The sequence below is a fragment of the Coraliomargarita parva genome, from assembly GCF_027257905.1.
Lineage (GTDB): Bacteria > Verrucomicrobiota > Verrucomicrobiia > Opitutales > Coraliomargaritaceae > Coraliomargarita_A > Coraliomargarita_A parva.
Window position 1 is genome coordinate 258,345 of record NZ_JAPZEI010000005.1, and the last position, 21,043, is coordinate 279,387.

The following is a 21,043-nucleotide window of genomic DNA, read 5'->3' on the forward strand; positions in this document are numbered from 1 at the left end:
AGGCAGGCGTTCTAGTGTCGAGGTGTCAAAGTCAGCTCGCAGTGATTTCAATAGTTCCGGACCAGTCAAGACTGACTGGTTCGAGCGTTCGTACTGGGATTGGCTGGCCGGCTGCATCATTCTTTTCCTGGCCTTGTTTTCCATCTGGCTCATCACCCGTGTCGGTATTTCATGGGATGAGCATTACCATCTGAAATGGGGCGCACAGAAATGGGAGAATTATGTCGCGCTTTTTTCGGGGGAATCGACTTTCAGGGAATTCCTACAACTGCGGCATAGTTCGGTGCACCCGGGGCTTTTTGATTTAGGTCTTCAGGCGCTGCTGCGGATCAGTCCGTTGTCGGCCAATGAAACCGGCCATTTCCTGAGTTACGCTTTTGGTTTGATCGGCTTGGTAGCGGCATGGCTCGCCGCGCGTCGTATCATGGGGCGGATGGGCGGCTGCCTCGCACTCCTGTTGTTGGTCTGTGCGCCCCGTTATTTCGGGCACATGTGCTTCAACCCGAAGGACATCCCATTCGCCGCATGTTATATGGCCTCGCTCTATTTTTTGATTCAGGCGATCGAGGAGTTCCCCAGGCCGAGGATCCGCACGATGCTGTTTCTCGGCATGATGACGGGCTTCTCGCTGGGCGTTCGTATGGCGGGGCTGTTGATCCCCTTGTTTTTCGGAGCGGCAGCAATGTACTACTATCTGGTGACGTTTCCGGCCTGTGCGAACCGGCTGAGGAGCTTGGTCGGATATGCCTGGCGCGGACTGCTGGCCGGATTCGTGGCCTATCTTGTGGCGCTTCCCTTTTGGCCGGCGCTGTGGAGATCACCATGGTCCGGAGTCAGCGAAACCGTCGGGGAAGCGCAAAGCTTTGGCTGGGACGGACCGGTCCTTTACAGCGGTGCCTTTGAGACTTCGACGCAACTGCCCTGGCATTATTTGCCGAAGTGGATCCTGATCACCTTGCCGGAATGGACCTTGGTGCTGTTGCTTCTGGGCCTTCCATTGGCACTCTATAGTTTGTTGCGTAGATCCTCGCGCTTGAGCGATAAAAAGGCCTTGCAAGTGGGGATTGTCGCATTGGCAGGCCTTTTCCCTGTTGTCTATGTTCTTTTGACGCGGCCGACCTTGTATGACGGGATGCGGCATTTTCTCTTTGTGTTGCCCCCTTTGATGGTTGTTGCGGCGGGTTCGGTCGTGACTGCCGCTAAGCTCCTGTCGGAGTGGAGGTGTTCGATGCGCTGGATCCCCTTTTTGCCGGTTTTTCTGACACTGGCCTCCTGTCTCCTGGTCGTTCGGGAGTACATCAGTTTAAGCCCCTTTTACTATGTCTACTTCAACGGATGGGTCGGGGGCTTGCCGGGGGCCTATAACCGCTACGAAACCGATTATTGGGGCTTGAGCTATAGGGAAGCGATGGAAGCGCTCGGTGCTTATGCCCATACGGACCTGGCTTCGGGGCTCGAAAGGAACTATTCTGTCTGTATTAGCGGCGCTGGTGCGTTGGCGGGGCCGTTCCTACCTGAAGGGTTTCGTCTGACAAGAGACAAGGCGAATGCTGACTTCTATGTGGCCTACACGCGTGTGAACCAACACATGGAAGGCACGGGAAAGGTGGTGGCAGTGGTGGGGCGAGAGGGTGTTCCATTGAATGTGATCTGGGATCAGCGGAGTGAAAAATAAAGGTGAAGTTGCCAATGCCAGTTACGTCCTTGGGACGGCAATTCATTGCCTCGAATGTCTTTACCGATTGGCTGGCGAAGGGGGTCGGCGTGCTTCGGCTACTTGTCTTTATTCCAATTGCGCTGGCATACTTTACGCCTGAAGAATTAACCGTATGGTTTCTTATCGGTGCGGTATCCGTCTTCTCTCTGTTGCTGGATTTCGGGATGACGGCTACACTTACCCGTTACCTTGCCTTTGCGAATGGGGGATTGGTCGATTTTGAGAATGTAACAGCGGCGTATAGTAGTCAGGCCTCGGGGAAAGAAGAAGAGCTGAGGTCCTTTAAACGGAGTCTATATTACACGTCGAAACGCATCTTTTTTGCCGTGGCAATCTTGGTTCTTTTCATATTGCTGACGGTGGGCTCATTGGCTATGAAGGCGCCGATAGACAGACTGGCGTCTCCTTCTGACGGTTGGCTTGCTTGGGTTGTTGTGCTGATTTCATTGCCGGTAGTTAATTATGGGCAACGATATCAGGCGATTTTGCGAGGCTCTGGTTTGGTGCCATTGGCGAATTTATGTGAGATGGGGATCGGCCTTTCTGCCTTGGCTGTCTCCGTCTTGACCTTGCTTCTGGCTAAAGATCTGTTGGCTGTCGTCATTGCGAATCAGTCAGTTCTGGTCATTGGCATGTTCGCCTTGTCGATTGTTGTCGGGCGGAAAATACAAGATGATGCGCTCGATGGGGATGGCGGTGAGCTCTGTTTTAACTATAAGCTCTTCCGGCACATGTGGCAAAGATCGTGGAGGACGGCTCTGTCGATTGTCTCGAACGTCGGACTTCTTCACGCGAGTGGTTTATTGCTAGCCCAATATGCCAGTGCCGAAATGGCGGCCTCATATTTACTCGCGCAGAGAATACTGAGTTGTGCCTGCATGTTTTTCTCCTCTCCGTTTTCGGCCTCTCAACCGCTTTTTGCTGTGTGGCGGGCGAAAGGACAGCTGAATAAATTGGCAGGTTTTGCTGAAAGGCGAATCTTGATATCACTCGTCTTGATTGCATGTATTCTTTTGCCGGCCGGCTATTTTCTAACATCAGGCATGAGCTATCTTTCCAAGGATGTGGCGTTCGTGCCGCTATTGGTTTGGGGGTATATGGTAATTTTTGCCGCTCATGAAAGGCTTGTCTCGTTCACGGTAGTGATCTGCAATTCGACTAATGAAATTAAATTTTCATGGCATTTCTTTTTTTCGGCGGTCTTGGCTGTTCTGATCTGTGCCTGGATGACAAGGGCTTATGGAATCATAGGCTTTGTTTTTAGCTTTGGGCTCCCTCGTGTCCTGGTCTTTAATTGGTCCTCGATCAGAGCCGCCGCTGAAAGTTTAAATGTACCGTTTTGGCAATTTCTGGTTAAAACCAGCGGGCTGGTGATTTTAATTTTTGTGTGTTTTGCTTTTATCCTATGTATTGGATCTGGAGTGTGACGGGGAGCTGTGAATGGAAAATATAATTCAAGTTTTTAAAAATAAGTTATCCGCATTATTGCTCGGTCAACGGCACGACCTCGGCCATGGCCGCGAGCGTCAGGTGGCGACCAAACTGCGAGGTATCCGCTCGGACCATCTGGACCGGTACCGCTTTGCCTGCAAGCAAGGAAGCGGGGCGATGAGGATATTGGATATTGCTTGTGGCGTGGGATATGGGTCGTTTCTTTTGTCTCGTAATTTCCCGGCTGGTCGGATCGACAGTGTTGATTTAAGTGCCGAAGCGATCGATTTTGCCCGGACTTACTACAATTCTTCGAATATCGAGTATTTTACGGGGGATGCCCTCAGCTTCCGACCCTCAGCTAAATATGATCTGATTGTTTCTTTTGAAACGCTGGAGCATATTGACGATGAAAAGTCATATATCTTGCATTTAAGAGAGCTTTTGGCGGACAAGGGGCGCTTCATCGTCTCCACGCCAAATGAGCGGCATTATCCATTGAAGGATTCGGGAAATCCTTTCCACTTTAGGCACCATACCCCGGAGCAGTTGACTTGTTTGTTGGAGGAGAATGGTTGGCGTGTGGTTGGCAAATATTCACAGTCAGGCAAACGCTTCGGTCGAGTGCAGCCGGGTGTAGAAGGACGTTTTCTTGTTTTTGTGGCAGAGAGAAGTGACCCGGCTTAGCGTTGGTTGCTATTCCCTTTTTATTAATGAAGTTAGTTTCGCCGATTTTTTTAGTGGGGCATGCACGTGCCGGATCAACCGCATTGTCGGCTGCGTTGAATTGGAATGCGGATGTTGGCCCTAAATATCCGCCGATCCTTTCATATGGGAAATTGCAAGATTTTGTGGATTCCATCAGAGACCGTCGTGAACACTTGTACTATAGCGACCAGTTGGAGCAGAAGGAAATTTGGTTCAGGTACCTCGGAGGTGGCGATGTATTTACTCATATGGGTAGGGAGTTGTATGCAGGGCCCGATGCATTGTCCGAAGAGCAAAGTGATAAATTGTGTAACGAGTTGGTTTGGGCGCTGAAACAGAAGCGTTTTTTCTCCAAGGCACCCACGAACAGCTTCCGTCTGTGCTATTTGGAATCCATTTCGACGAAGCCAAAATTTGTTGCAATCGTGCGGGATGGGAAAGACGTTGTCGCATCCTGGGGGCGGAGGCCCTACGGGTTTCGACGAGTGGTGAACTGGGGAGAGGTGAAGACCTTGTGGTTTCGCGAACGAAAAGCGATTGAGATATTTGCCAGGAAATGGCTGGAAACAATTGAGGCGATACAGGATGCGAAAGACCGCGGGGTTGAGGTTCTGGTTGTTAACTATGATAGTTTGTTGGCTAACTGGGCGGAGGTCGTCACTCGGATTTTCAGCCATTGTGAACTTGAATGCACGAAGGAGGTTCGGGCGTTGGAGTTCAAGAATGAGCCGAGTAAATGGGTGAATCAAATTCACCGAAAGCACCATGCCTTGCTCAAGTCATTGACGGAAGCTGGTAATGCATGGATTCAAAAGAATAGCATATAGACCACGGGATGATTGAACCTAGTAATGCATTTTAAGTCTGGGTAAATGGGGAGTCGTTCCGAGTGGTCTTCTAAAGGAACCTTGAACTGATATGGAAAAATATAACAAGTGCTTATTTCTGCCTAATTTGCTGAGAAAGGTAAATTTGCCGGCCAGTGGGTTTTTCTATGATGTGCTCAGGGCGACTTTGTCCCGGGGGCTCGGGGTCGAATTTTGGGATGCTCCGTATTTTGACGGGAATCCAATTATTGTGGCGGATGAACTGAAGCGGTTTTTACCGCCCGATTTCGATCTAAATTGGCAGAAGTATCATTGGTCTGTGCCTGAAGTTCTGGAGGAAAGAATTGTTTCCCTGATTCCCAAGGGTACGCTTGTTCTTAGTTACGAAATGCCGCCTTGGCTGAAGCTGGCCTTGGAAAACGCGCAAATAGACTGGCTGGATGTTCGCTTGTCTTCGTTGCGGTATGGGCATGATTTATTTGTTGGACTGGCGTCTAGTAATTCCGAAATGGATCGTCGAATACGCAAGCAGATGTGCGATGCGAGTGTGTTTCGATTTGAAGCCGATTTGCTCAAGGCACGACTTCGGCATATGCAAAGGTTTAAATTAGGCGGTGTTCCTTTGAGAGGTGCAGCTGTCTTTGTGGGGCAGACTGAGGCCGATGCGTCATTGTTGAGAGAGGGCCATTCGAACTATTTGAGGCTGTCTGATTACGAAGGCGAGCTGAAAGAAATCGCGAGGACTAGAGATGTAATTTATTATAAGGCCCATCCGATGGCTAGTCGATTTCATGTGAAGAACGAAATGCAAATCCTCAAGAAGCATTTCAAATCTTGTCGTAGAATCTACGAAAATGCCTATTCGCTTCTGAGTCTCGAGGATGAGTTTCTACTCGTCGGAATCTCATCCGGTTGCCTGAGTGAAGCAGAGTACTTTGGGAAGAACGCTCTTTTTCTTCACGAACCGCTTTATCGGTTTTATGAGGAATCGGGTAGTCTCCCTGTGCCTGGCTATTATAGTAATTGGAGCGCTCGGGATTTCTTGTCGCCAGGCGTGTGGTACGATTGCTTTTCCGAACTTTTTGAGAATGCGCCCAGCGCAGTGTTGAAGGGGTATCGCTACGCGGATTATGCCAGTGAACTCAGGCGGCTTCATAATGCCTATTGGGGCTACGCTGAAGTGGATATATTGGATTCCGAGTATTACCAAACTTTAGGCCGGTTTTATGGGCGAGGTTTTAAGAAGCCGGAACTTAGTGCGCGTGGCTTGATGTACCTGTTTGCTGCAGTTCTAAGGCGTTGGATGAAACGTTGAAGCCGCCCCAGGCTTTATTGTCCGTAGTCAAGCGTTTGCGGGGCCGAGCTTTTCCTTTAAGGCTTCCATGAATTTGAGAATTAAGGCGGGGAAGAGTGGTTGCAGACTCCAATGTTCCTGGACATAGCTGTCCCGGACTGTCTGATCGATTGATACTTTGGCAATCGTATGCCGGTCTGTTTGGTAGAGTTCGATGCCTTCTTTGACGTGTGAGAATGTCATTCGGCCTTCTAAGAGGCAAAACAAACGGTTCCATCGCACCGTTCGTCTCATCAACTTGTCTTTGCGGGGGTCGTTGTCGAAATACCGCTCAAGGATGAGTAGCTCATTGCGGGTCGTGAGTGACCGTAAGCGGCGGTTGGACCGGTGGGATGCGGCGACGCGGTGGACGATGCTGCAGGTGTCGAAATAGCGAATGCTGTATCCTGATTGGCGTATACGAATGGCGTGTTCCCATTCGTTCGCGTACAGGAAAATCCATGGGGGATATCCGCCGGCATCTTGAATGGTAGATGATCTAAAAATGACGCCGCAGCCTATGTAGCCCATTATTTCTTCCAGATGCCTTTTGCTTTTGATCCGATAGCTGCCTCCCACAATGTGTAGTGCCAGGGCCCCGACATCGGGGTTGTTGTCTAAAAATTCAATTGCCTCGTTTAAGCCTTTCTCGGGATGGCTGTCGTCATCCAAGACAAGAATATAGTCTCCCTTTGAGATTTCGAAGCCTTTGTTCAGGGCCGGAGCTCCCATGTTTTCCGTTAACTCTACAAGATCTACCTCAGGAAATTCAGAGCGCACCATGGTGGCACTACCGTCCGTAGAGCCGTTTTCAACCACAACAATTTGATGCTGAAGTGTTACATTGCTCGCTAGCAGCCGAAGAGTTGTATTCAACTCCTGGCGGCGGTTATACGATAGAATGCAAATCGACAGTTTCATCTCGGTGATGGAGGGGGCTAAATGGATAAAAGCGAGTGGACTTGCTTTAGCGCCGCTCCAATTACTTGGTGCATGTCATAGTACCTGAACTCGGCCAGTCTCCCCCCGAAGGTGATCGGAAAGTCCAGCTCGTTGCGTAATGCGGTGTAGGTCGCAAGTATGTTGTTTTTGCCTGTTGTCTGAACTGGGTAATACTCGATGTCCCCCGGTTTCCAATTATGAGGGTATTCCCATGTCACAAGCGTCTTCTCTCGGTTGAGATTCATGTCGAAATGTTTGTGCTCATAGGTGCGAGTATAAGGCACTTCTGTGTCGGTATAATTGAATACTGCATTCCCTTGGTAGTTTCGTACTGGTAGCAGGGAGCTTTCGAATCGGAGTGACCGGTATTCCAAATGGCCATGGCAGTAGCCAAAGAAGGCATCAAGTGGGCCGGTATAGATCACATGGTCGTACCGGCGGATCCATTCATCCCGATCGGCGAGAAAGTCTGTTTCCAGCGAAACTTCACTCCCCTCTAGTAGGCGCTCAAAGATGGCTGTGTACCCACCGGTCGGAATGCCTTGATAACGGTCTGTAAAGTAGTTGTCGTCAAAGGTGAGCCGGAATGGGAGTCGCTTGATGATGTCGGCGGGCAACTCTTGAGGTGACCGGTTCCATTGTTTGGTTGTATACCCCTTGATGAATATTTCGTAGATGTCCGGGCCGACATTCGCGAGGCACCACTCCTCCATGTTTTGAGGTGTGTCGTTGGGAATCACGATTTCACGAAGCTTGTTTTCAGCCTCCTGAGGGGTACGACACCCATAGAGTTGGTGAAAGGTCAACAAGTTGATAGGGAAGGAGAAGATCCGGTCTTTATAGCTTACGCGTGGGCTGTTCCTATAATGGTTGAATTCGGCGAATCCGTTGACGTAGTTCCAGATGCGTTGGGAATTCGTGTGGAAAATATGGGCGCCATAGACATGCTGGTGGCAGTCGGCTTCTTCGTTGTAGCGGGTGTAGCAGTTGCCGCCAATATGGTCACGTTTCTCGATCACGTGGCAGTGATGCCCCGCATCTGTTAGCTCCCGGGCGCAGACGGACCCATACATTCCCGCGCCGACAATCAGAAATTTCTTCCCCATCAGTTTCTAGTAGCTTTCTATTGTTTGATGTTCGAGCACGACTTTGCTAACCAGGTGTTCCCGGTTGCGTTGATCCCAGTTATAGTCTCTTTGAACTTTAAGGTGACTGGACTCTATGAAAATTGCCTTGGGGGCGCGGTTTTGAATGAGTGACTGTGCCATGGATTCGGATGAACCTTCCTTGTAGTAGCAACCGGCATCGCCAAGCAAGTAATGGTTGATCGCCGTATCTGCTGCGAGAATCCTTTTTCCTGCCGCCAGATACTCGATTGTTTTGAAACGGTCATAGAGGCGGTAGGTGTCGCAGGGGAATGAGGGCAGGCAGAGGTAATCGGCGCCCCCAAGGGCAGCCAGATGTTCTGGGCCTCCGGGTGCATAGGTTCCCAGTTCCACTAGCCGCTGCCGCCAACGTCCGTTTCGAAACCGGTCGAGTTCCTTTGCCTCTTTGGAATAGCCCAAGAGGACCAGCCAAGTGTCGTGTCCGGTTTCATTCATCTGTTCGAAGGCTTCACACAGGGATTCAACGCCCTGTACGTCCTTGATCCCGATGCCGGGCAGTCGTTTTTTCCAGATGCCGCCCGAGTACACGAGAACCGTGGCTTGGTCGTCCGCACCTATTTGCGCTCTGAGTTGGGCTTGACGGCTTCGGTTTGACTCCTCTGAAAATTGAAGGATGAAGTTCTCGGGGATAGCTGCCGACAAGATGCTGATGCGGTCTGGGGGGATACGATACTGATTGATGAGATGCTCCTTGAATGGTTTGCTGACGCAAACAATCGACCGGCTGTGCTTCAGAAATGCCAGCTCGACACGGCGGGTCAAAGGATTGGGGTTGTCAATCAGGTAGAGTACGTCGCCAAGGTCGGTCGTGTAAGGTATCTTCTTGATCCAGCTTGAGAGTAGGAGGCAGAGGAACAAGAGGTGACCGTTATAAAAAACGACGTGATCGAATTTTGAGAAGAGCAGCTTTATGGACATCAGGGGGCTGAAGAGCAGTGCCAGGACTGCGCTTAGCGCGAGGTTCATACGCTGTCCCCAGCCACCGGGAAAATGGGAGATCGTAGGGAGTGTGTGGTAGTTTAACTTTGCTCCCAGGGATCCGTATTTCCGAATTTGCTCGGAGGTATGGTATGCGCCGTCGATTGCCTTGCCCCTGAAGAGACTGCGTAGGGGTGAAAAGTCGAGGACTGTGACCTGCGCGGCATCTCTGCAGAGGTTCTGTAAATAGGCGTCCGTTCGATAGGAGGCTAGGTAGTAGCAGTAGAACACATGACATCCGGTTCGTCCCTGCATTGTCGTCTGACTGATCCCGCTCTTAGGATTCATTGCGCTCGTGTAAAATGGTATCGACGAGATAGGCGGGGCGTCGCTTCGCTTCCATGAAAAGCCGCCCGAGGTATTCTCCGATAATGCCCAGGACGAAGAGCTGGCAGCTGCCGATGATAAAGCTTGCGACCAGCACACTGGCCCAACCGCGAACCGTGCCGCCCTGAATCCAACTCCAGACGGTCCAGCCTGCGCCCAGGAGGGCGAAGAACGCCATTATGAATGCCAGCAACAGGGCGATTTTCAAGGGGCGGATGGAAAAGCCGGTAATGCCGTCCACCGCAAACGACAGCATTTTGCGTAGGCTGTACTTTGTGGTGCCGGCCAGGCGCTCTTGTCTGGAGTACGGAAAGGGGCATTGCCGGAATCCGACCCAGCTGAACATGCCGCGGATGAAACGGCTGTGTTCCGGCAATTGCTTGAACGCTTCGACGGCACGCCGCGAAAGAAGTCGGAAGTCGCCTGTGTTTCTTGGGATTTCGATGTCGGAGAGGTAGTTGAGGAAGCGGTAGAACACACTTGCAGACAGCTTCTTGAAAAGGCTTTCGCCGGCGCGTGATTTACGTACGCCGTAGACAATATCAAATCCCTCTTGGGCGGGTACGAGCATTTCGCTCAGGAGCTCCGGGGGGTCCTGTAAATCTGCATCGAGAATTAGGACGTATTCGCCGACGGTGTGGTTGAGCCCACAAGATAGGGCCGCTTGATGTCCAAAATTCCTGGAGAGGTGGATGGCCACGACATGGGGGTCTTGCGCGGCAATTGAGGCGAGTAGACTCCAGGTCTTGTCTCGGGAACCGTCGTCGACGAGAATCAGTTCCCATGTGTGTCCCAGCTCGTTGCAAACAGCGCTCACCCTGTCGTAACAGTTTTCCAGAACGGCCTCTTCATTAAAGCAGGGAATGACGACGGAGATGAAGGGCCGCTCAGGCATGGAGCTAATCGGTGGTTCGGGCGTTTGGGCGGGCGGCATGAATGTCTCGATTGAGTTTGAGGCTAGGAGGGTCTGTAGCAGCGATGATTATGGAGGACGCTCTTTAGGCAAGCAGAGAAGGGCATAAGTTGGCTGAATCAGAAGTTGCCCTTTGGGCTGAAGGCGGCTTGCCTGTTCCCGATGCAAGTTTCCATCGTTATCCCGATTTATAATGAGAAACAGACGCTCCATGAGATTGTGGGCCGGGTGCGTGCGGTGGCAGGGCTTGACGTGAAGGAGATCATCCTGGTGGATGATTGTTCGACGGACGGGACGCGTGCCTTGCTCGAAGAAGGCTATGGAGATCCGGTATTCAAGAAATGCTACCATTCTGTCAACCAAGGGAAGGGCGCGGCCTTGCGTACGGGGTTCTCGCACGCAACCGGTGATATCGTTGCGATTCAGGATGCGGATCTGGAATACGATCCTGAAGAGTTACCCGGCTTGTTGAAACCGATCCTGAAAGGGCAGGCGGATGTCGTGTTCGGGTCCCGCTTCATGGGCAGTGGTGCGCACCGCGTTGTCTACTACTGGCACATGTTGGGGAATCGCTTCCTCACGACCCTCAGTAACATGATGACGAATCTCAATCTGACGGATATGGAGTGTTGCTATAAGCTGTTTCGCCGTGAGGTCATCGAGCAGATCCGTATCGAGGAAAACCGCTTCGGGGTGGAGCCGGAACTGACGGCCAAGGTGGCCAAGCTCAACCTGCGCATCTACGAGGTGGGCATTTCCTATTACGGGCGCACCTACCAGGAGGGCAAGAAAATCGGTTGGAAAGATGGCTTCCGTGCGATTTACGCGATCCTGAAGTACGGGCTGTTCCGCTAGGCCGGATCAACTGTCCGAACTGAGGAAAGCCTGCAACCGTTCCGCGGTTTTCGGGCCGATGCCTTCCACTTGGGCCAGTTCTTCGGCGCTGGCGGCGCGCAGTTTGTCGAGCGATCCGAAATGTTGCAGCAGCTGTAGCTTGCGCTTGCTGCCCAGGCCCTGAAAGTCGTCGAGGATGGATTCGCGCAGGCGCTTGCTGCGGAGCTCGGCGTTGAAGCTGTTGGCAAAATGGTGGGCTTCGTCCCGGATGTGCTGGAGGAGACGCAGCGCGGGGTCGTGGTGGGACAAGTTGAGCGGGTCGCGGCCGTCGCTGAAAATGATGGTCTCGTTTTTTTTGGCCAGTCCGATGAGGGCGGGGGGCTCCAGCCCTTGTCCGAGAAAGGCTTTGAGGGCGGCGCTCACCTGTCCGGCGCCGCCGTCGATGATGATCAAGTCGGGGAAGGCTTTATCCTCCTCATGTAGGCGCCGGTAGCGACGGCCCACCACTTCCTCCATCGCCCGGAAGTCGTCGTTCCCGATGAAGGACTTGATTTTATAGCGCCGGTAATTGCGCCGGTCCGGTCGGCCGTCCTTGAAGGCGACCATGGAGGCAACGCAGAAGCTGCCGGAGATGTGCGAGATGTCGAAGCATTCCATCCGGCTGGGGGGCGCCTTGAGGTCGAGTTGCTGCTGGAGGCGCTTGACCACTTGGCTGTGGTTGTGCGTGCCGGTCAGGTTGCGCTCGAATTTTCGGGTTCGCTGGGAGGTCTGCTCCAGGGCCTCAATCATGTCGCGCAACTGGGCGGCCTTCTCGTAGTTGCGTGCTTCCGCCGCTTCCAGCATCTGCTTTTTCAGCTCCTTGAGCCATTCGCGGGCCTTGCCTTCGAGGAATTCACAGGCGGCTTCCACTCGCTCGCGGTAGGCGTCTTCGTTGATTTCATTTTCATGGCCAAAGATCTCGGCCCTGGCGTCATCGTAGAGCCGCCAGCGTCCGTCCCCAAGATTCAGGGGGGTGGAGTCACTGAGCAGAATGCCGAACTTACGCCGGAGCTCGGCCAGGGTTTTGCGCAGGGAGCCTGAATGCGCGAAGGGGCCGTAGTAGCGGGAGTGGCTGTCGACCCGGTTGCGGGTGAGGCGAAAGCGGGGCAGCGATTCCCGCGGATCGACCCGCACGAGGAGGAAGCGTTTGTCGTCGGTGAAATCGGTATTGTAGCGGGGCTTGTACTTCTTGATGAGTTGGCCTTCCAGCAGGAGTGCTTCGGCCTCGGAGTGGACCAGCATGATCTCGAAGTCATGGATCAGGTCGATCATCGCCCGCACTTTGGGTTGGGCGATCATCAGTTTGCGCGAGGCCTGGAAGTAGGTGGCGACCCGCTTCTTCAGGTTTTTGGCCTTGCCGACATAGATGGTCTGCCCGAGCCGGTCCTTCATCAGGTAGACCCCGGGTTTGTTCGGCAAGCGCCGCACTTTTTCTTTGATCTTATCTTTGTCTGCCTCTGGCATTTGTTACGTTTCTGTATAGTATGCTCTGTATTCGCTTATGCAGTCTTCATAAATAACCTATCCGTTCATCAGACACCCCCCAAGTAAATGTCAAAAGCACCCACGGTCGAAGTCATTAATTTCGGAGACGAATTGCTCGTCGGTATACGTGAAAATGCACATTTAACTTATCTGGGCGAGCAATTGGCGCGATACGGTGTTCCGATTGCCCGGAGCCGGGTGATTACGGATGACCCCGAAGAAATCAAGCGTGCCTTCCACGATGCCTGGGCCCATGCGGACTTGGTGATTACCACGGGGGGGCTGGGGCCGACTGCGGATGACCTGACCCGCGAGAGTATCGCGGAAGCGCTGGAGGCGAAACTCGTTTACATCCCGGAGATCGAATCCTGCATCCGTGATCGCTTCGCGCTGCTGGGCCGCGAAATGTCGGATTCGCACAAACGTCAATGCTATGGCTTTGAGGGCGGCGAAGTCCTGCACAACGAGCGCGGCACAGCGCCGGGGCTGCTCTATGCGACCGGAGGCCGTACGCTTGCGATGCTGCCGGGGCCAACCCACGAGTTGCGACCTATGTTTGAAAAGGTCCTCCTTCCTAAATTGCAGGCTGCGGGCCTCTTGGCGGAAGAGCAGGCTTACGTCCAGATCCGTACCTGTGGGGTCGGCGAGTCCTCCATCGAGGAGCTGTTGCAACCACTCTTTGCCAAGCATCCGGATGCGACAGTTGCTTACTGTGTGCATTACGGCATGGTGGATGTCCGCCTGAGTAGCCGCAACGGTCACCTCGGCCTTCAGGAGTTGAAGGAGATCGCACAGGAAGCACGGTTGCTCCTGGGGGAGGACTTTGTCTGCTTCGGCCACTGCTCGCTGGCGGAGGTGGTCTACCATGAACTACGCGCCCTGGAGCGGACCGTTGCAGTGGCCGAATCCTGTACCGGGGGCCTCTTGGGCAATGCCTTTACGGATATTCCGGGGGCTTCGAAAGTCTTTCGTGGCGGTATTGTCTGCTACACCAATGACGTCAAGATGGCCATGCTCGACATTCCGGAGTGCTTGCTCGACCAGCATGGTGCGGTCAGTCCCGAGTGCGCTGTGGCTATGGCCTCGGGCGCGGCGGAAAAACTTTCGGCCGATTATGGCCTCAGCGTGACCGGCTTTGCGGGGCCTGACGGTGGGGATTCTCGAAATCCCATAGGCACGATCCATTTGGGTTACCATTCGCCTGTCGGGGTCTGGTGCAAAAGCGTGCGGTACGTAGGCGGCCGGCTCGACGTCAAGGCGCGCGCGGTCCATGCCGCGCTCGACTGGATGCGGCGGAAACTGCGCAAGTACAAGATAGAGGAGTTCCTCTGCTGCGGCGGCGAGGACGACTAGGCGCCGGCTGTCCGGTTGCCGGGCAAGTGCATGCAAAACTCGCTGCCTTTTTCCAGCTCGCTGCGAACTTGTATGCGACCGCCCATGTTTTGGATGATGCTTTTTACCAGCGCCAGGCCGAGCCCGGAGTGGCCTTCCTGGCTGCTACGCGATTTGTCGGCCCGGTAGAAACGGTCGAAGATCCGGGGTAAATCATCTTTGGCAATACCGGGTCCATCGTCGCAGACCCGCAATTCAATCCTTCCGTTATGCATGCCGCAGCAAACTTCGACTTTGCCGTTTCCTTGATGATGCTGGATCGCATTCCCGATCAAATTGTTGAGCACCACCATCAAGATATCCGGGTCGGCCTTCACTTCGCAGTGCTCGAGTTCATACTCCAACTGTATCTCCTTAGAATCGGCCAAAGGCTTCAATTGAAGGATGCTGTCCCGTGCGAGCGTGGCCAGGTCGCATTCGACTTCCTTTTGAAGCGCCGTTTCGGTGTCCTGCCGGGCCAGGAGCAAGAGGCTCTCGACCAGATGCCGCATGCGCATGGTCGCATCATAGCAAAGCGAAAAGGATTCTCGGAATTCCTCCGGAGTGCGTTCCGGTGTGGGTTTGCGCATGCGCTGGCTTTCCGACAGGAGAATGGTGAGGGGGGTGCGCAGCTCGTGGGAGGCGTCCGCAGTAAATTGGCGTTGGCGTTCGAGCGCCGCATTGAGGCGGTCGAAGGTATGGTTTAGGACATGGCTCAGTTGGTCGAGCTCACTGTCGGTTCCGGTGGTGCTGATGCGGTCATCCAGGTTGCCGTCGGCGATGCGCGAGGCGGTCTTGCTGATTGCCTGGATGGGCTGGATGGCTTTGCCGGCGATCCACCACCCGCCCAAGAGGCCGAAGATCCAGAGGGCGAGGCCGCTTGCCCCGAGTGACCAGGCAAAGCGATGCATTTCCTTGGTCTCGGGGCTCATGTCACGTCCCACTAAACTGCACAGGCCGGAGGGTGAACTGTGTGCCGATTCGCGATAGGTCCCGTTTGTCCGGAATTCCTCGTTCATGTCGCTATTTCGAGGCAGCGGCAGGAAGCGCAAAGACCCCGGTGCGTTGCCGGATTGGAGGAGGATGCGGCCTTCCGTATCGGCGATGGCATAATAGTAATGGCCGTCCTCCTGACCGCTGAACTTCTGCGAGAGTTCGGACGGCAAGGATACCTGGCCGTTGCGCAGCTTGAGCAGGAGTTCTTCCGGCAGGGAGAGGCGCTTCTTGGCCGAGGCCTCGCCGGGGGCCACGACTTCGGGGGCGGGGGCCTCCTGCGGGGGCCGTATCAAGTTGCGGATCAATTCGCGCTCCTGCTCCTGCAGGGAGCGATCGATCCGGCGCATTTGATTGAGCCATGCCAGCTGGTAGGCGGTGACGCAGAATGCTCCGATGGCGACGAGAAGGATGAGCCCGTGCCAGGCTTGTATCCGCCAGCGTATGGATTGGAAGGGTAGTTTCATTCGATGCAATAGCCGTGGCCGCGGCGGGTCTTTATGATGTCCGTCCCCAGCTTTTTTCGGAGGTTGGAGACATGGACGTCGAGGAGGTTGGAGAAGCTGTTGTCGGTTTCGTCAAACAGCCTTTCGTAGAGTATGGTGCGACTGATCACTTCGCCCTTGTGTAGGGCAAGGTATTCAAAAAGTGAATACTCTCGGGCGGTCAGTTCGATGGTTTTGTCGCGCTTGCTCACCGTGCGTGCTGCCGTGTCCAGAAGGATGTCGCCGAGATGTAGGGCTGACTGGGTCTGGCCGCTGGTCCTCCGGATCAGCGCCCGGAGGCGGGCCACGAGTTCATCGCTGTCGAATGGCTTGACCAGATAGTCGTCGGCTCCTGCGTTCAGACCCTTGATCCGGTCAGGCACCGTATCCCTCGCGGTCAGCATCAGTACCGGGGTGCTGTGTTCGGGGCGAAGCCTTTCCAGTACCTGCCAGCCGTCGAGTTTCGGCATCATGACATCAAGGATAACCACATCGTAGATATCCTCGCTCGCCTTGTAGAGTCCCTCTTCGCCGTCGGCTGCGAGGTCTACGGCAAAGCCGGCATCCTTCATTGTGGCACCGAGGCTGTGGCGAAGGCCGGGGTCGTCTTCTATGACTAGGATACGCATGAGGCTTACTGTCTATTCATGACGCAAAGCGTCGATGGGATCAAGTCTCGCGGCACGTCTTGCCGGTGTAAAGCCGAACACGATCCCGACCAATGCCGAAAAGGCGAAGGCGATCAGGTTGATCTGGGTGTTGAAGGCAAAACCCACCTGAATCAGAGGCGCGAGCAAACTGCAGAATAGATAGGCCAAGAGGATCCCGATCAGACCGCCCACGCATGACAGGGTCAGGGCTTCAACGAGGAATTGCCAGAGGACCTCGCGGGCCGTTGCACCGATCGCCAGGCGGATCCCGATCTCGCGGGTCCGTTCCGTGACCGAAACCAGCATGATGTTCATGATGCCGATGCCGCCGACCAATAGAGAGACCGCCGCGACCGCGGCGAGCAGGGTGGTCATGAGCTGGGTCGAAGAGCTCAGTGTCTCCGCGATCTGCCGGGTGTCGAAGACGTTGAAGTCATCATCCTGGTTGCTTTGGAGGTTGCGGCGCTGGCGGAGCAGGGAGCTGATGTCGTCGATCAGGCGGTCGCTGTCGAAGCCCTCTTTAGCGGAGATGCTGATCTGGCTGATGTCGCGGGAGGAGGTGCGCCCCCCCAACCGGCGCTGCATGGTGGACAGAGGCACGACGATGGTGTCGTCCTGATCGCCCATGCCGGCCTGCCCCTTGGCCTTTAGTATGCCGATGACTTGGAGCGAGGCTTGCCCGACGCGGATCTTCTGTCCGACGGGGTCCTCGCCATTAAACAACTCGGTTTTCACGGTGTTGCCGATCACGGCAACCGCCGCACCGCTGTGCGTTTCGGCTTCCGTGAAATAGCGTCCCTGTGCGAGTTCCCAGCTGTTGATTTCGAAGTAATCCTGCGTGCTCCCTGTCACGGTTGTGTTCCGGGCTTCCTGCCGGTAGATCGTGCTGAGCGAAGTATTGCGGACCGGTGCGGCGGCAGAGACTCCGGGGATCTGTTCGCGGATGGCTTCGACATCGGCTTCCGTGAAGTTCGGTACTCCTGCAGAGGAGGCGCGCGGACCGAAGCCGGCACCCGGCCGGACCATGACGAGATTGCTGCCGAGCTTGGAGATCTGGTCTTTGACCGCTTGCGTGGTGCCGTCGCCCAGTGTGACCATTGTGATCACGGCCGCGACCCCGATGATGATGCCGAGTACGGTGAGAAAGGCACGGGTCAGGTTTCGCCGGATTTCACGGACGGCGATGAGAAAAGCGTTGGCAAACATTCCGATCATAGGGCGGCTCCGGTTAGTGGTGCATTCTGGTGGTCTTTTTGAATCAGGCCGTCGATCACATGTACGGTGCGCTCCGCGTAGGCGGCGACGTCGTCTTCGTGGGTCACCATTAGGATCGTGATCCCGCGCTCCCGGTTCAGCCTGGTGAGGAGATCCATGATCTCGGTTGTGGTTTTTGAATCCAGGTTGCCGGTGGGCTCGTCGGCAAAGAGGGTGGTCGGGTCTGTCACGATTGCGCGCGCGATGGCCACGCGTTGCTGTTGTCCGCCGGACAGTTCCGCAGGTGTGTTGCGTTCCTTGTCGGGCAGGCCCACCCGGGCGAGTGCTTCCCGTGCCATCTCGTGGCGCTTGGACCGGACGATGCCCCGGTAGAGCAGGGGCAGTTCGACATTCTCCAGCGCGCTGGTCCGGGCCAGCAGGTTGAAGCCCTGAAAGATGAATCCGAGGGCGAAGCGCCGCAGGAGCGAGAGTTGCACGGAATCGAGTGTTTCAACCGGGATGCCTTCGTAGAGATAACTCCCGGTGGTGGGCCGGTCGAGGCAACCGAGGAGATTCATGAGCGTGGATTTTCCCGATCCGCTCGGTCCCATGATCGAGACGAACTCGCCGCGCCGGATCTGAAGGTCGATCCCCCGCAATGCCTGGAATGCGGCATCCCCTTGGCCGTAGGTCTTGGTGAGCTGCTTCAGCTCGATCAATGGATTTCCTGTGTCCTTCATTACTTAAGAGTTTTGGCTGAGAATGACTTCGGTGCCTTCTGACAGTCCCTCTCCGCTGACTTCGGTGTAGCGTCCGTCGGTCAGACCTGTACGAACCTCGACCGGAGTGGGCTGTCCGTTCTTGAGTATCCAGATTTTGGATATGCTGTTTTGGGCGGGGGCACTTTCCTCCTCGCTGCGCGTGCTGTTGCGGCGGGGCGGATGCGGGATCAGCTTGTTCACAAAGCCTCCGCCGCTCTGGTCTTGGGCTGCCGGTGCGTCTCCCGGGGCCTGCAGGTCGAAGCGGAGTGCGGCGACGGGAACAAGAAGCACGTCCTGGTGGTGTGCCACGTAAATATCGGCCGTTGCGGTCATGCCCGGGCGCAGGCTCAGGTCCTGGTTGGAGACGGAGAGCTCGGTGGCATAGGTCACGACGTTGTCGGTCACTTCCGAGCCGTAGGAGACTTTCTGAACTGTGGCGTCATAGCTGCGGTCGGGCCATGCATCGACTTGGAAGGTCGCTTTTTGGCCCCCGTCCACCTGGCCGATATCGGCCTCGGCCACGGCGACTTCCAGCTTCATCTGGGCCAGGTCCTCGGCGATGACGAAGAGTTCCGGTGTTTCAAAGCTGGCGGCCACGGTCTGGCCCGCCTCGATGCTGCGGGTCAGGATAACGCCGTCGACCGGCGAGCGGATGATGGCTTTGTTCAGGTCGCTTTCGGTAATCTCGATCTGGGCCTGGGCCTGGCCGATGGAGGCCTCCGCGCTCTGTACATCGGCCTTGGCCCGTTCGGCGGCTGCTTCGGTGGCCGAGAGCTCGGCTTTGGAGGGGATGCGGCCTTCGCTCAAGCGATGCAGCTCTTGTTGCCGTTCAAGGGTGGCGATCGCTTCCTTTTCGGTTGCCTGGGCTTGAAGCAGTGCGGCCTTTGCAGAAGCCAATTGTGCCTTGTTGGCCTTTAATTCGTTTTCCAAGCTGGTGGTGTCGAGCCGTACCAGTTCCTGCCCCTTGCTCACGCGGTCGTTGGCGTCGGCATAGACTTCGAGCACGGTGCCCGAGAGCTCACTCCCGACGGTGACCTCATTGGTCGGTTCGAGGTTACCGGTCGCGGTGACGGTAAGCCGTATTTCGCCCATTTCGATTGCTTGGGTGCGGAACGACGGCCCTGCATTGTTGGCCTGCGCCCGGGCTCCGAGGAGAAGCCAGGCAATGACTGCCACAATCCCGACGCCCAGTGCGCCGAGTGTGATCCGGGTTGATTTTGAGCTGCGACTGCCATTCTGGATGGCCTCGGTCAGTCCGTTCACGGGTGTATTTTCAGATGTATTCATGTCTTGCCTTAAAGTGTTGAGGTTTCCGTGGGGTTGGACCAACCGCCCCCGAGTACCTTGTAGAGTTGGACATGGGCCTGGAGGGCCTCGGCCTGTGTGGTGATCCGGCTTTGGTCGAGGCTGAGCTGTGTGCGTTGCGCATCGAGTACTGTGAGCAGGTCGGCTTCGCCGCTTTCATATTGAAGTTGGGCCAATTGTGTGGCCTCGGAGGCCGCTTGGCTGGCGCGTTCCAGCGTGCTGAGCTGCTGGCTGTACTTGTCGATCGAGGAGAGTGCGTTTTCAACTTCACCCAGGGCGGTGAGTACGGTGGATTCGTACTGCAGATAAGCTTGGGTCAGGTTCTCCTTTTGAATCTCGATATTCCGGCTGATGCGGCCGGCATCCCAGATCGGGGCGCTCAGGCCGGCCACCACGTTTGCGATGATTTGTTGAGGGTCGAAGAGGTCGCCGGCCTTGAGGGCCTCGATGCCGATGGAGCCGCTAAGGTTGAGTGTGGGCAAGCGGCTGCGCTCGGCGGCGCTCAAGTTGGCGCTTGCCGCCTCGATCCCGCGTTCAGAGGCGCGGACATCGGGGCGTTGTTCGAGGGTCTCTGCCGGAATGCCGACGGCGATGGCCGCCGGCGCGTCCGGTAAGCCCTGCTCCGTGTTCGGGAGGAGCTCGAAGGTCTGCGGGCTGCGTCCGGTCAGGATGGCCAGACTGTTTCGCAGTTCGACCACGCTTTGTTCCAATGCCGGGATCTGGGCCCGTGCCTGCTCGACGGAGGCGAGGGATTGCTGGGTGCTCAAGGCGTCGCCCTCGCCGGCTTGCTCCTGCCATTCGACGATTTGCTGCGTCTTTTCGCGGCTTTCCAGATTCTGGCGTACGATGGCGAGTTGGCTCTCGGTGGAGCGTAAAGTCAGGTAGTTGTTGGCCACTTCTGCGGCGAGTGAGACTTGGACATCGTGGTAGCTCTCGACACTGGCGGCCAGTTCGGCCTCGGAGGCCTCGAGGTACTTGCGTTGCTGGCCGAAGAGGTCGACCTCCCAACTGGCATCCAGGCCCGCACTGTAGTTTTCCGACGAAGTGTGGCGGTCGGTTTCGCGATTCCGGGTCTCGGAGCCGGATGCGCCTACACTCGCACCGAGGCTAGGCCATAGTTCCGATTGGGTCAGCCCGCGCTCTGCCCGGGCTTGCCGGATGGCGGACAAGGCGCTGCGGATATCGGTATTATGCTCAAGCGCGGTTTCGATGAGGGCATCCAGCACGGGATCGTCAAAGCGCGTCCACCATTCGCTCAGGCTGGCAGTGTCGGGCGATGCGTTCGAGCTGGCTGCGTTTTGCCAGTTGGTCGGCAGGCCCGCTTCAAATGTAGAGCGTGTCTGCTGGATCGGGCTGGTGGTCGCGCAGGCACTGAGCAGCAGGCTCAGGGCGGCGGCTCCGGGCAGCGCCAGGCGTTTGAAAGTATTCTGTTTCGTAGTCATCATGCGATATTCCTTCGAGGATGCCGCTGAGTTTACCGCACTGAACCTTTAGAAAGGGTTAAGCTTTGAAAAAACGACGCGATTTGCCGGATTCCGGGGCGATTTGGGGCTCAGGCACGGCCTTGGAGTGGGCAATGCGGCC

18 protein-coding genes are annotated in these 21,043 nt (G+C 55.5%); 7 read left to right on the plus strand and 11 right to left on the minus strand.

From position 1 onward, the window contains the following. Nucleotides 1-22: 22 nt before the first annotated feature. From O2597_RS09495 to O2597_RS09515, 5 genes are all read left to right on the plus strand, one after another. Nucleotides 23-1,675: a glycosyltransferase family 39 protein gene (locus O2597_RS09495; protein WP_269524306.1), complete on the plus strand. Its 1,653-nt coding sequence runs from the start codon at nt 23-25 to the stop codon at nt 1,673-1,675. Between the two features lie 14 nt (nt 1,676-1,689). Continuing rightward, a complete protein-coding gene (locus O2597_RS09500) occupies nt 1,690-3,144 on the plus strand; it encodes a polysaccharide biosynthesis protein (protein WP_269524308.1) in 1,455 nt (484 codons plus the stop codon). Nucleotides 3,145-3,157: 13 nt separating this feature from the next. Next, entirely contained in the window at nt 3,158-3,835 is a 678-nt protein-coding gene (locus O2597_RS09505; protein ID WP_269524310.1) for a class I SAM-dependent methyltransferase, read from the plus strand. Between the two features lie 26 nt (nt 3,836-3,861). Continuing rightward, nucleotides 3,862-4,683 carry a sulfotransferase family protein gene (locus O2597_RS09510; protein ID WP_269524312.1) on the plus strand — a complete coding sequence of 274 codons (822 nt, stop codon included), beginning with the start codon at nt 3,862-3,864 and terminating at the stop codon, nt 4,681-4,683. Between the two features lie 91 nt (nt 4,684-4,774). Continuing rightward, nucleotides 4,775-5,998 (plus strand): hypothetical protein, encoded by a 1,224-nt coding sequence (locus O2597_RS09515; RefSeq protein WP_269524314.1) that lies wholly within the window; start codon nt 4,775-4,777, stop codon nt 5,996-5,998. Between the two features lie 27 nt (nt 5,999-6,025). On the opposite strand, the gene O2597_RS09520 is transcribed toward O2597_RS09515, so the two are convergent. The 4 genes from O2597_RS09520 to O2597_RS09535 are packed head-to-tail and all read right to left on the minus strand — an operon-like array spanning nt 6,026 to nt 10,324. Then, nucleotides 6,026-6,937, minus strand: coding sequence for a glycosyltransferase family 2 protein (locus O2597_RS09520; protein ID WP_269524316.1), 912 nt, complete (start codon nt 6,935-6,937; stop codon nt 6,026-6,028). Between the two features lie 17 nt (nt 6,938-6,954). Beyond that, nucleotides 6,955-8,064 (minus strand): UDP-galactopyranose mutase, encoded by a 1,110-nt coding sequence (gene glf / locus O2597_RS09525; protein WP_269524317.1) that lies wholly within the window; start codon nt 8,062-8,064, stop codon nt 6,955-6,957. 6 nt (nt 8,065-8,070) lie between these two features. Further along, the gene (locus O2597_RS09530) at nt 8,071-9,390 is read right to left on the minus strand and encodes a glycosyltransferase family protein (RefSeq protein WP_269524318.1); all 1,320 of its coding nucleotides are present in this window, start codon (nt 9,388-9,390) and stop codon (nt 8,071-8,073) included. Continuing rightward, nucleotides 9,380-10,324 carry a glycosyltransferase family 2 protein gene (locus O2597_RS09535; protein WP_269524319.1) on the minus strand — a complete coding sequence of 315 codons (945 nt, stop codon included), beginning with the start codon at nt 10,322-10,324 and terminating at the stop codon, nt 9,380-9,382. The genes O2597_RS09530 and O2597_RS09535 overlap by 11 nt, the downstream gene beginning before the upstream one ends. A gap of 180 nt (nt 10,325-10,504) precedes the next feature. Between O2597_RS09535 and O2597_RS09540 the strand changes: the two genes are divergently transcribed. After that, the gene (locus O2597_RS09540) at nt 10,505-11,197 is read left to right on the plus strand and encodes a glycosyltransferase family 2 protein (RefSeq protein ID WP_269524321.1); all 693 of its coding nucleotides are present in this window, start codon (nt 10,505-10,507) and stop codon (nt 11,195-11,197) included. Nucleotides 11,198-11,203: 6 nt separating this feature from the next. On the opposite strand, the gene O2597_RS09545 is transcribed toward O2597_RS09540, so the two are convergent. Beyond that, nucleotides 11,204-12,679: an excinuclease ABC subunit UvrC gene (locus tag O2597_RS09545; protein ID WP_269524323.1), complete on the minus strand. Its 1,476-nt coding sequence runs from the start codon at nt 12,677-12,679 to the stop codon at nt 11,204-11,206. A gap of 87 nt (nt 12,680-12,766) precedes the next feature. Here O2597_RS09545 and O2597_RS09550 point away from each other — a divergent pair, with 87 nt between their 5' ends. After that, nucleotides 12,767-14,053 carry a CinA family nicotinamide mononucleotide deamidase-related protein gene (locus tag O2597_RS09550; RefSeq protein ID WP_269524325.1) on the plus strand — a complete coding sequence of 429 codons (1,287 nt, stop codon included), beginning with the start codon at nt 12,767-12,769 and terminating at the stop codon, nt 14,051-14,053. Here O2597_RS09550 and O2597_RS09555 read toward each other — a convergent pair. The 6 genes from O2597_RS09555 to O2597_RS09580 are packed head-to-tail and all read right to left on the minus strand — an operon-like array spanning nt 14,050 to nt 20,904. Continuing rightward, a complete protein-coding gene (locus O2597_RS09555) occupies nt 14,050-15,531 on the minus strand; it encodes a sensor histidine kinase (protein WP_269524327.1) in 1,482 nt (493 codons plus the stop codon). The two genes, O2597_RS09550 and O2597_RS09555, sit on opposite strands and share 4 nt — an antisense overlap. Beyond that, the gene (locus O2597_RS09560; protein ID WP_269524329.1) at nt 15,528-16,178 is read right to left on the minus strand and encodes a response regulator transcription factor; all 651 of its coding nucleotides are present in this window, start codon (nt 16,176-16,178) and stop codon (nt 15,528-15,530) included. The genes O2597_RS09555 and O2597_RS09560 overlap by 4 nt, the downstream gene beginning before the upstream one ends. Nucleotides 16,179-16,190: 12 nt before the next feature. Next, nucleotides 16,191-17,405, minus strand: coding sequence for an ABC transporter permease (locus O2597_RS09565; RefSeq protein WP_345783009.1), 1,215 nt, complete (start codon nt 17,403-17,405; stop codon nt 16,191-16,193). Nucleotides 17,406-17,410: 5 nt separating this feature from the next. Beyond that, a complete protein-coding gene (locus O2597_RS09570) occupies nt 17,411-18,133 on the minus strand; it encodes an ABC transporter ATP-binding protein (RefSeq protein ID WP_269524333.1) in 723 nt (240 codons plus the stop codon). 3 nt (nt 18,134-18,136) lie between these two features. Beyond that, complete coding sequence (locus O2597_RS09575; RefSeq protein WP_269524335.1) at nt 18,137-19,441, minus strand: efflux RND transporter periplasmic adaptor subunit; 1,305 nt, start codon at nt 19,439-19,441, stop codon at nt 18,137-18,139. Between the two features lie 8 nt (nt 19,442-19,449). Beyond that, nucleotides 19,450-20,904 carry an efflux transporter outer membrane subunit gene (locus O2597_RS09580; protein ID WP_269524337.1) on the minus strand — a complete coding sequence of 485 codons (1,455 nt, stop codon included), beginning with the start codon at nt 20,902-20,904 and terminating at the stop codon, nt 19,450-19,452. Between the last annotated feature and the right edge of the window lie 139 nt (nt 20,905-21,043).